9 protein-coding genes are annotated in these 11,303 nt (G+C 68.9%); 2 read left to right on the forward strand and 7 right to left on the reverse strand.

Going from position 1 to position 11,303, the window contains the following annotated elements; all coding sequences use genetic code 11:
* Positions 1-126: 126 nt before the first annotated feature.
* Positions 127-369: a hypothetical protein gene (locus IE173_RS09295; protein ID WP_191283192.1), complete on the forward strand. Its 243-nt coding sequence runs from the start codon at positions 127-129 to the stop codon at positions 367-369.
* Between the two features lie 12 nt (positions 370-381).
* On the opposite strand, the gene IE173_RS09300 is transcribed toward IE173_RS09295, so the two are convergent.
* The 6 genes from IE173_RS09300 to IE173_RS09325 all read right to left on the reverse strand — a co-directional run bounded on the left by IE173_RS09300 (position 382) and on the right by IE173_RS09325 (position 5,781).
* A complete protein-coding gene (locus IE173_RS09300; protein ID WP_191283193.1) occupies positions 382-789 on the reverse strand; it encodes an aldehyde dehydrogenase in 408 nt (135 codons plus the stop codon).
* A gap of 91 nt (positions 790-880) precedes the next feature.
* The gene (locus IE173_RS09305; protein ID WP_191283395.1) at positions 881-1,906 is read right to left on the reverse strand and encodes a hemolysin family protein; all 1,026 of its coding nucleotides are present in this window, start codon (positions 1,904-1,906) and stop codon (positions 881-883) included.
* Between the two features lie 38 nt (positions 1,907-1,944).
* Positions 1,945-3,306, reverse strand: coding sequence for a hemolysin family protein (locus IE173_RS09310; protein ID WP_229842013.1), 1,362 nt, complete (start codon positions 3,304-3,306; stop codon positions 1,945-1,947).
* A 62-nt stretch (positions 3,307-3,368) separates the two neighbouring features.
* Positions 3,369-3,941, reverse strand: coding sequence for an HhH-GPD-type base excision DNA repair protein (locus IE173_RS09315; RefSeq protein WP_191283194.1), 573 nt, complete (start codon positions 3,939-3,941; stop codon positions 3,369-3,371).
* An 89-nt stretch (positions 3,942-4,030) separates the two neighbouring features.
* Positions 4,031-4,333, reverse strand: coding sequence for a hypothetical protein (locus tag IE173_RS09320; RefSeq protein WP_191283195.1), 303 nt, complete (start codon positions 4,331-4,333; stop codon positions 4,031-4,033).
* Positions 4,334-4,515: 182 nt separating this feature from the next.
* Positions 4,516-5,781, reverse strand: a complete 1,266-nt coding sequence (locus IE173_RS09325; protein ID WP_191283196.1) for an IMP dehydrogenase — start codon at positions 5,779-5,781, stop codon at positions 4,516-4,518.
* A gap of 97 nt (positions 5,782-5,878) precedes the next feature.
* On the opposite strand from IE173_RS09325, the gene IE173_RS09330 reads away from it, so the two are divergent.
* A complete protein-coding gene (locus IE173_RS09330) occupies positions 5,879-9,667 on the forward strand; it encodes a multifunctional oxoglutarate decarboxylase/oxoglutarate dehydrogenase thiamine pyrophosphate-binding subunit/dihydrolipoyllysine-residue succinyltransferase subunit (protein ID WP_229842014.1) in 3,789 nt (1,262 codons plus the stop codon).
* A gap of 7 nt (positions 9,668-9,674) precedes the next feature.
* Here IE173_RS09330 and IE173_RS09335 read toward each other — a convergent pair whose 3' ends face one another.
* Positions 9,675-11,303: an AMP-binding protein gene (locus tag IE173_RS09335; protein ID WP_191283198.1), complete on the reverse strand. Its 1,629-nt coding sequence runs from the start codon at positions 11,301-11,303 to the stop codon at positions 9,675-9,677.

The raw sequence follows: 11,303 nt of genomic DNA on the forward strand, positions 1-11,303 counted from the left end.
TGATGCGCTCGATGGTTGCGCCCAGCGAACGGGCGTCCGTTTACGCCTTGTGTTTCGTTCCGTGACGCGCGACCTGCGCGGACTCCGTGGGTGCGCTTAGGCTCGCGGAAACCGAAAGGACCATCCATGAGCGACAACACCACGACCCGGATCCTCGCGATTCAGCGGGTCGTCGCGTGCGCGTCGCCGAGCGGATGGCTCGACGCCTTCGTCGTCTCGGTCGCCGACGGGTCGGTCGAGGTCGCGACCCTCACCGGGTCGATCGAACTCCTCAGCACTGACGCACCGGTCGTCGTGGGTGAGCCGGTCGGCTATCACCCAGTCGCCGAGGTCATCGCCCTCGGCCGGGAGTGGTACTCCGCGCGGTAGCGGCTGCGGCCGTCAGGCCATCGCCATGGACTTCATGGCCTTCTCGCAGGCCATCACCATCGCGTCGCACGCCTTCGCGCACATGCGGCAGTGCTCGTCCATGTCGGCGTGCATCATGCACTCCGCCGAGCACGCCTTGCCCATCTCGATGCAGGCCATCATCATGGCGTGCATCGACGCCATGTCGTAGCCCATCGGGCGCATCATCATGCGCATCATCGTGGTGGCGACATCCATCATGTTGGAGCACATCGACGAGCACTTGCCCATGTCGGCGCCCATGCCGGAGTCGGCGCACATCGTCGCCGCCATCGCGGCGGCCGAACAGGTCTCGATGCATTCCTGCATCATCGCCATGTTCATGCCCATCATCTTGTCGGCGGGCATGGACTTCATCATGTCCATCATCATGCTGTCCATCGGGGTATTCCTCTCGAGGATGCGACCGCACCCGCAGTCCAGATCTGCCCCGAATGTTACGCCGTATTACGTCCCGCGGGTAGCCCCAGGATCAGCGCCGACGCGTCGCGTCCTGCACCTCGCCGACGAGGGTCTCGATGATGTCCTCGAGGAAGAGCACGCCGTGCGTCGCCCCATGCTCGTCGAACACCCGCGCCACGTGCGCACCGGTGCGGCGCATCAACGCCAGGGCGTCCTCGAGTTCGGAGTCGCGGAACACCGAGATGAGTTGCCGGATGCGTTTCGGCGGCACCGGGTCGTCGAACTCGTCGGCGCGCAGGTCGATGACGTCTTTCAGGTGCACGTAACCGCTCGGCTCGCCCGCCTCGTTCAGCAGGATGTAGCGGCTGAAGCCGTGCTGCGCGACCGCGCGTTCGACATCGGCCGGCGTCGCATCTTCGGGCAGGGTGACGAGTTGCTTGCTCGGCAGCGCGACATCCCGCACCCGCTTCTCGGTGAACTCGAACGCATTGTTGAGCGTGCCCGTCGTGTCGGTGAGCACCCCCTCACGCGTCGAGGTGGCGATGATCGTCTGCACCTCGTCGGCGGTGAACGCGCTGGTCGCCTCGTTCTTGGGCTCGACCCGGAACAGCCGCAGGATGCCGTTCGCGGTCGCGTTGAGCGTCACGATCACCGGCCGGAAGATCGTCGCGATCGCCACGAGCGGCGGGGCGAGGATGAGCACCGCCCGCTCGGGAACCGAGAACGAGATGTTCTTCGGCACCATCTCGCCCAGCACGACGTGCAGGAACGACACGATCAGCAGCGTGATCCCGAAGGCGATGCCGCCGACGACCTCCTCCGGCCAGCCGGTGATGAGCAGGGGGATCTCGAGCAGGTGGTGGATCGCCGGCTCGGAGACGTTGAGGATGAGCAGCGAGCACACGGTGATCCCGAGCTGACTGGTCGCGAGCATGAGCGTCGCGTGCTCCATCGCCCAGAGCGCGGTCTTCGCCGCCCGGGAACCCGCCTCGGCCCGCGGCTCGATCTGCGACCGCCGAGCTGAGATCACCGCGAACTCGGCGCCGACGAAGAACGCGTTGATGATCAGCAGCACGCCGAGCCAGGCGATGCCCATCCAGTCGACGCCGCCGGATGCCGCGGCCGCTGCGCTGATCACGTGTCGGCCTCCCCGCTCTTCTCGGGGGGCGCAGCCTTCTGCACGGCGACCTCACCGGTGGTCGGCGAGACGGGGGTGAAGCGGATGCGGTCGATGCGTCGGCCGTCCATCCGTTCGACCCGGAACACCCCCGCGTCGACCTCGACGGTGTCGCCCACCTCGGCGAGTCGGCCCAGCTCGGCCATCACCCAGCCGGCGACGGTTTCGTAGGGACCGTCTTCCGGCACGACGACGGCCGCCCGGTCGGCGAGCTCGTCGGGCCGCAACGCGCCCGGGAAGGTGAGCCAGTCCCGGCTGCGCACGACGTCGGCGCGCGAGCGGTCGTGCTCGTCGGACACCTCGCCGACCAGTTCCTCGACGAGGTCTTCGAGCGTGGCGACTCCCGCGGTGCCGCCGTACTCGTCGACGACGACGGCCATCTGGTAGCTGCGCCCGCGCAACTCGCCGAGCAGGGTGTCGAGTTTCATGGTCTCCGGCACCCGCAGCGCTTCGGACTGCAGCGCCGAGACCGGAACGTCGGCGCGGCGATCACGGGGAACCGCGACCGCCTGTTTGAGATGCACCAGGCCGACGATGTCGTCGATGTCTTCGTCGAACACCGGGAACCGCGAATAGCCGGTGGCCCGCGCGAGGGTGATCACCGCCTCGGCGGACTCCCCCTTGCCGACACTCGAAATGCGCGGTCGGGGCGTCATGACGTCGGAGGCGGTGTGACTGGAGAACACCAGCGTGCGCGCGAGCAGCGTCGCGGTGTCCTGGTCGAGCGACCCTTCCTTCGCCGACCGGCGCACGAGGCTGCGCAGCTCTTCCGCGGTGCGGGCGGCCGAGATCTCCTCCCGCGGCTCGATGCCGATCGCTCGCAGGATGGCGTTCGCCGTGCCGTTGAGCAGCGCGACCGCCGGCCGGAACACCGTGGTGAACATCGTCTGGAACGGGATCACGAGCTTCGCGGTCTGCCGCGGCAGAGCCAGCGCGAAGTTCTTCGGAACCAGCTCGCCGATGATCATCGACAGCAGCGTCGCGATGGCGACCGCGACGATCGTGGCGATCACCGGCACCGCACCGGACGGCAGGCCGATCGCCGTCAGCGGCGGCCGCAGGAACGAGCTGAAGGCCGGCTCCAGGGTGAACCCGGTGAGCAGCGTCGTCAGGGTGATGCCCAGCTGCGCGCTCGACAGGTGCGTCGAGGTGACCTTGAGGGCGCGGATCGTGGAGCCGAGCCGCTTCTCGCCGCGCGCCTGACGCGCCTCGAGCTCGGGGCGATCGAGGTTGACGAGCGCGAACTCGCTCGCGACGAACAGTCCGGTGCCGATGGTCAGGAGAATGCCGACGATGAGCATGACGATCTCAGTGCTCATCGGAGCGCTCCCGCCACCGGCGAGGGTCTATGGGCAGACGGAGGGTCGTCCATCAAGGAGAGTTACGTCCCTTTCGCAGCCGCTTTGGCTGCCTTCTTGAACTCCCGCACCTTCGTGAGGGAGGAAGCATCCACGATATCGGCAACCGACCGATAACTTCCGGTCTCGCCGTAAAGCCCGGCGGCAGCCTGCCAGCCGGGGGCGGTCAGCCCGTACTGCTTGCCGAGCAGCGCGAGGAAGATCTTCGCCTTCTGTTCGCCGAACCCGGGGAGCGCCTTGAGCCGCGCGAGCACGGTCGCCCCGTCGGGGTCTCCGTCGGTCCAGATGCGCTCCGCATCCCCGCGCCAGTCGGCGACGAGCGCCGCGCACAGCGCCTGCGTGCGCTCCGCCATCGACCCCGGAAACCGGTGCACCGCCGGCGTCTGCTTGAACACCTCGACGAACTTCTCGGGGTCGGCGTTCGCGATGGTCGCCGCATCGAGCGTCCCGAGCCGTTCGCGGATCTTCGCGGGCCCCGCAAACGCCGTCTCCATCGGCACCTGCTGATCCAGCAGCATCCCGATCAGCAGAGCGAGAGGTTCTTCCGACAGCAAGGTGTCGGCGTCGGCGTCCCCCGTGATGTGCAACTCCGGCATGCCGCGAGCTTAGGCACGCCGTCCATCGGTGGTCGAGTAGCGCCCGGAGGGAGTGTGTCGAGACCCGACAACGCCTACATCGGCGATCGTCAGCGATTCGAGCTCCAATCCTCCAACCGCGAGTGGAGCGTGACGTAGTTCAGGATGAGGTCGCCGTGCCGGCCTTCAGCCTCCAGAAGCGCAAAGTACCTCTTGGCTTCCGGCTCCGAATCGAATGCCGCTAGCTGGCCCTCGAGGTGGTCGTCGTCCGCGATCCGCGCCACCTCGTAGATCAGCTCCGGGCTCCGATAGCCGCGGGGCACCTTCATGAAGAAGGTCCGCCACGTGCGGAATTGCCACGGACCAATCCTCACCCGCCAGTGAAGAGGATTCACCACCTCGAGCTCGAACATGACGGGGCTCTATTGCCGACAGCGGGCGCTGTCGCTGGTGGATGACCGTTCTCCCGACACGCCGTCGACACGCCGAACTTCCCCTGCGCGGTCCTCAGAGTGCGACAACAGTGGGTGCGCGTCGAGCCGATGCTGGTCTCGACACGGCGGCTGCGCCGCCTACTCGACCGCCGAGAGCGAAGTCACCAAGAAACCGGCAGCGCCTTGCCTTCCTCGTAACCGGCAGCCGATTGGATGCCGACGACGGCGCGGTCGTGGAAGGAGCGCAGGTTGGGGGCGCCGGCGTAGGTGAAGGATGACCGCACACCTGACGTGATCATGTCGAGCAGATCCTCCACCGACGGGCGGAGCGGGTCGAGGTAGATCGCCGAAGAGGAGATGCCTTCCGCGAAGAGTTCCTTGCGCGCCAGTTCATAGGGGTCGATCCCGCCGAACCGCTCGTGCACGGCTTTCGTCGACGCCATCCCCCAGCTCTGCTTGTAGGCCCGACCGTCGGCATCCGTCTCGACCTCTCCGGGCGATTCCAGGGTGCCGGCGAACCAGGAGCCGATCATGACGCTCGACGCGCCTGCGGCGAGGGCGAGGGCGACGTCGCGGGGGTAGCGCACTCCCCCGTCGGCCCAGACGTGGGCGCCGAGTTCGCGGGCGGCTTCGGTCGTCTCCAGCACGGCGGAGAACTGCGGGCGTCCGACGGCCGTCATCATGCGGGTCGTGCACATCGCGCCCGGTCCGACACCGACTTTCAGGATGTGGGCGCCCGCGGCGACGAGGTCGCGCACCCCGTCGGCGGTGACGATGTTGCCGGCGACGATGGGGAGGCCCAAGTCGAGGCCGCGCACCGCTTCGAGCGCGGTGAGCATCCCCTCCTGGTGTCCGTGGGCGGTGTCGACCACGAGCACGTCGACCCCGGCGTCCGCCAGCGCCTTCGCCTTGCCGGCGATGTCGCGGCTGATGCCGAGCGCGGCGGCGACCCGAAGCCGCCCGGCCGCGTCGACCGCGGGGCGGTAGATGGTGCCGCGAAGCGCTCCGGTGCGACTGGTCGACCCGATGATCGTGCCGCCCTGCGACACGTCGGCTCGGTCGTACCCGGCGACGGCGAGCGCGTCGAAGGCGGCTCGCGGGTCGGCGGCTTCTACGACGGGGAGCCCCTCCTGCGCGGGTTCCCACACCGGCGACTGCTCTTTCACCCAGGCGATCGCCGCGGCGGCGTCGTCGACGGCGAGGTCTTGCGGCAGCACTCCGAGTCCGCCGCGGCGGGCGAGGGTCGCGGCGAGCCGTCGGCCGGTCACCGAGTTCATGTTGGCCGAGACGATCGGGATCGTCGCGCCCGTTCCGTCGTCGGGCGACAGGTCGACGTCGAGACGGCTCGCGACCCCCGATCGGCTCGGAATCAAGAAGACATCCGAATACGTCAAATCGTGCGCCGGGAGGGTGGTGGAGAACCGCATGCGGCCAAACTTATCCGGGCGAGCGCCTAAGCTGGAGCGGCTTCAAAACGCCACCACACACAACAGACCTCAACGCAATGAGAGTGGGCGGTTTACCGTGTCGAGCCCCGTAACCGGGATCACATCAGAAGAAGAGTTCGGCGCCAACGAGTGGCTCGTTGACGAGATGTACGAGAGGTACCTCGCCGACAAGAACTCGGTCGACCAGAGCTGGTGGCCGGTTCTCGAGCAGCGCCGCTCCGGCACTCCGGCCGCCGCCGAACCGGCAGGCGAGTCGGCCCCCACCGCCGAGACCGAGCCCGACCCGCAGAACCAGGTCGGCGGTGAGGCGCAGATCCCCGAAGCGGTCACCGACAACGCCCCGGCCGCCGCCGTCCCCGTCGTTCAGGCACCCGCCACGGGCGGCACCCCGGTCGCCCGCACCACCAACGCCCCGGCGAAGCCGCAGCCGATCCCGGCCGACGCCCCGCAGGTCGCCCCCGCCGCCGACTCCGTCGAAGAAGACGTCGTCACGCAGCTCAAGGGCATGCAGAAGACGCTCGCAACCAACATGGATGCCAGCCTCACCGTGCCGACGGCGACGAGCGTGCGCACCATCCCGGCGAAGCTCATGATCGACAACCGGATCGTGATCAACAACCACCTCAAGCGCGCCCGTGGCGGCAAGGTGTCGTTCACCCATCTCATCGCCTGGGCGATGGTGCAGGTGCTCAAGGAGTTCCCGAGCCAGAACGTCTTCTACGACGAGCCCGACGGCAAGCCGAGCGTCATCTCGCCCGCGCACGTCAACCTCGGCATCGCGATCGACCTGCCCAAGCCCGACGGCACCCGCTCGCTCATGGTTCCCGGCATCAAGCGCGCCGACACGATGGGGTTCGCCGACTTCGTCGCCGCCTACGAGGATGTCGTCGCCCGCACGCGTGCCAACAAGCTCACCGCCGACGACTTCAAGGGCATCACGATCTCGCTGACGAACCCGGGCGGGATCGGAACCGAGCACTCGGTGCCGCGGCTGATGAAGGGGCAGGGCTGCATCATCGGCGCCGGCGCCCTGGAGTACCCGGCCGCGTTCCAGGGGTCGAGCGCGAAGACGCTCGCCGAACTCGGCATCGGCAAGACGATCACCCTGACGTCGACCTACGACCACCGCGTCATCCAGGGCGCCGGTTCGGGCGAGTTCCTGAAGAAGGTACACGAGCTGCTCATCGGTGAGCGCGACTTCTACGAGAACATCTTCGCCTCGCTGCGCATCCCCTACGACCCGATCCACTGGGCCGAGGACATCAACGTCGACCTCTCCGAGCGGGTGTCGAAGACGGCGCGCGTGCAGGAGCTCATCAACCACTACCGGGTGCGCGGCCACCTGATGGCCGACATCGACCCGCTCGAGTACGTGCAGCGGTCGCACCCCGACCTCGACCTGTCGAGCCACGGCCTCACCTTCTGGGACCTCGACCGCGAGTACGTCGTCGGCGGTTTCGCCGGCAAGCGCAGCGCGCTGCTGCGCGAGGTGCTCGGCGTGCTCCGCGACTCCTACTGCCGCACGGTCGGCGTCGAGTACATGCACATCCAGAACCCGGAGGAGCGCGCCTGGTTCCAGGAGCGTCTCGAGCGGCCGTACGAGAAGCCGACGAAGGAAGAGCAGCTGCGCATCCTCTCGAAGCTCAACGAGGCCGAGGCGTTCGAGACCTTCCTGCAGACCAAGTACGTCGGGCAGAAGCGCTTCAGTCTCGAGGGCGGCGAGTCGACGATCGCGCTGCTCGACGAGATCCTCCAGGGTGCCGCCGAAGCGGGCCTCGAGGAGGTCGCCATCGGCATGGCGCACCGGGGCCGTCTCAACGTGCTCACCAACATCGCGGGCAAGACCTACGGCCAGATCTTCCGCGAGTTCGAGGGCACGCAAGACCCGAAGACCGTGCAGGGCTCCGGCGACGTGAAGTACCACCTCGGCACCGAGGGAACCTTCACCGGGATGACGGGCAAGGAGGTCGCGGTGTACCTCGCGGCCAACCCCTCACACCTCGAAGCCGTCGACGGCGTGCTCGAAGGCATCGTGCGGGCCAAGCAGGATCGCAGTGCCCCCGGCACGTTCAACGTGCTGCCGCTGCTCGTGCACGGCGACGCCTCGATGGCCGGTCAGGGCATCGTGATGGAACAGCTGCAGATGTCGCAGCTGCGCGCCTACCGCACCGGCGGCACGATCCACGTCGTCATCAACAACCAGGTCGGCTTCACCACGCCGCCGTCGGAGGCCCGCAGCTCGGTCTACGCCTCGGATGTCGCCAAGACGATCCAGGCTCCGATCCTGCACGTCAACGGCGACGACCCCGAAGCCGTGGTGCGCGTCGCGGAGCACGCCTTCGCCTACCGGCAGAAGTTCAAGAAGGATGTCGTCGTCGACCTCATCTGCTACCGCCGGCGCGGACACAACGAGGGCGACGACCCGTCGATGACGCAGCCGCTCATGACGACGCTCATCGAGGCCAAGCGCAGCGTGCGCACCCTGTACACCGAGGCGCTCGTCGGCCGTGGCGACATCACGCAGGAGGAGTTCGAGGCCGCCCACCGCGACTTCCAGGAACGACTCGAGCGCGCGTTCGCCGAGACCCACGCCGCGCAGACCGGCACCATCCCGGTCGTCACGACCGACAGCCAGCCGGTCGCCGACCTGGAGCGTCCCGACGCGCAGCAGGACGACTCCGCAGGCGAACCCGCGACCACCGGCATCTCGCAGGCGCTGCTCGAGCAGATCGGTGACGCGCACGGCAACCTGCCCGAGGGCTTCACGGTGCACCCGAAGCTGCGGCAGCTGCTGAACAAGCGCATGGAGATGAGCCGCAACGGGCAGATCGACTGGGGCTTCGGTGAGCTCATCGCGCTCGGCTCCCTGCTCACGGAGGGCACCCCGGTGCGCCTCGTCGGTCAGGACGCCCGGCGCGGAACGTTCGTGTCGCGGCACGCCGTGTTCCACGACCGCGAGAACGGCCAGGAGTGGCTGCCGCTCGCGAACCTCGCCGAGAACCAGGCGAAGTTCTGGATCTACGACTCGCTGCTGTCGGAGTACGCCGCCCTCGGCTTCGAGTACGGCTACTCGGTCGAGCGGCCCGACGCGCTCGTGCTCTGGGAAGCCCAGTTCGGCGACTTCGTCGACGGGGCTCAGACCGTCATCGACACGTTCATCTCGAGCGCCGAGCAGAAGTGGGGCCAGCGCTCCAGCGTCGTGCTGCTGCTGCCGCACGGCTACGAGGGCCAGGGTCCCGACCACTCGTCGGCGCGCATCGAGCGCTTCCTGCAGCTCGCCGCGGAAGACAACATGACGATCGCGCGCCCGTCGACGCCCGCGTCGTACTTCCACCTGCTGCGCCGTCAGGCCTACGCCCGGCCGCGTCGCCCGCTGGTCGTCTTCACGCCGAAGTCGATGCTGCGGCTCCGCGGCGCGACGAGCGAGGTCGCCGACTTCACGTCGGGCCGATTCGAGCCGGTCATCGACGACGCACGGCTGACCGAGCAGGGCGCGGGCGACGCCGTGAAGCGGGTGCTGCTGCACGCCGGCAAGCTGCACTACGACCTGCTCGCCGAGGTCGAGAAACGGGATGACGCGGGCTCCTTCGCGCTGGTGCGCGTCGAGCAGTACCACCCGTTGCCCGTCGCCGAGATCACGGCGGCACTCGGCCGCTACCCGAACGCGGAGATCGTCTGGGTGCAGGAGGAGCCGGAGAACCAGGGCGCCTGGCCGTTCATGCTGATGGAGCTCGCTCCGCGGCTGCCGCTGGGGCGCACCATCCGGGTCGTCTCGCGTCCGGCATCCGCCGCGACGGCGACCGGTTCGTCGAAGCGTTCCGCCGCCGAGCAGACCGATCTGATCGAACGGGCCTTCAGCCTCTGAGCCGAGGTCAGGCCTGCGGCTCCGTCACGAGCTTCTGGAGGTGGCGCAGGTCGACCTTGCCGCTCGGGCCGCGGTCGAGTGAGTCGCGGACCAGCAGACGGCGGGGCCGCTTGTACCCGGCGAGCCGGGTGCCGAGGTAGGCATCGAGGTCTGCGACCGTCGGTGCGCTGCCGGCGCGCCGGGCGACGACGGCCGCGACGACGGCACCCCAGCGGTCGTCGGGGAGGCCGAAGACGGCCGCGTCGACGACATCCGGATGCGCCAGCAGCAGGTCTTCGACCTCGACCGGGTAGACCTTCTCGCCGCCCGTGTTGATGACGGTCGAGTCGCGCCCGAGGAACTCGATCACTCCGTCGGCGTCGACCCGCACCCAGTCGCCGGGGACGACGTGCCGGACGCCGCCGATGTCGCGGTAGACCTCGGCCGTCTTCTGCGGCTGGTCGAGGTACCCCAGCGGCATCGCCCCCCGGTAGGCGAGCACGCCGACGCCCTCCCGCACAACGCGACCCTCGGCATCCAGAACCACCGCGCCGTCGGCCAGCCGCAGCCGGCTCGGGAGGTCGTCGGGTGAGCTGACCGTGGCGTACGCGAACGGGCCGCCCTCGCTGGCTCCGACGATGTCGATGAGGGTTGCCCCCGCATGCCGGAGCAGATCGGCCTTGCGGTCGTCGGTCCACGCCATCCCCGAGCTGACGATCGTGCCGAGCGTCGAGGCGTCGTACGGTTCGCCCTCGAGCGCCGCACGGTCCAGCTCTTCGACGAGCGGCGTCGCGATCGCGTTGCCCGCGATGACGAGGCGGGTCACGCCGTGGCGGGCGATCGCCCGCAGCGCCCGCGCGGGATCGAACCGCGGCGAGTCGAGGAAGACGACGAGACCCCCTGCCGCGAGGGTGTTCATGCTCTGGAACATGGCCGCCGCGTGCATCAGCGGCGAGATGGGGAGGGTGCGCGGCTTCGCGACGTCGGCGCGCATCGCGAGGTGGACGATCTCGTCGACACTCGTCGGGAACGGCACGCCCGCCGGGCCGTAGATCGAGACCATCTGGGCGTCGAGCAGGTCGCCGTGCCGCCAGACGACGGCCTTGGGCGCGCCCGTCGTCCCCCCGGTGAACAGGTAGATCTCGTCGCCGCCCCCGAGCGTCGTGACCTCGGCCCGCTCGGAGCGCAGAAGGTCGGCGTAACGTTCGGCCCGCCGCTCGCCGGACGTGACCGGGGCGGCGTCGGCGTCCGCGATCTCGACGAGCCCGACCGGGAACCCGAACGTCGCGCTCGCCTCGCGCACGACGTCGCCGAGGGACTCCGGGTACAGCAGCACCCGGGCCCCGCTCGTCCGCACGAGGTCGGACAGTTCGTGCGGGCGGTAGCGGAAGTTCAGGTTGACCGGAACGGCCCCGAGCTTGAAGAGTGCGTAGATCGCCTCGAGGTACTCGGGCCGGTTGTAGAGGAAGAGCCCGACCGGGTCGCCCTGCGCCACTCCGCGTTCGGCGAGCGCCCCGGCGAGCCGAGCGGCCCGGTCTTCGAGTTCGCCGTAGCTCAGCGTCGTGTCGCCTCCGGCCACCGCCGGAGCGTCGGGCGCGGCGGCGGCGATGCGGTCCCAGATCTGCGACCAGTTGAGCGCCCATGCGGGTTCCGGCAC

Source organism: Pseudolysinimonas yzui, from assembly GCF_014653215.1.
Lineage (GTDB): Bacteria > Actinomycetota > Actinomycetes > Actinomycetales > Microbacteriaceae > Pseudolysinimonas_A > Pseudolysinimonas_A yzui.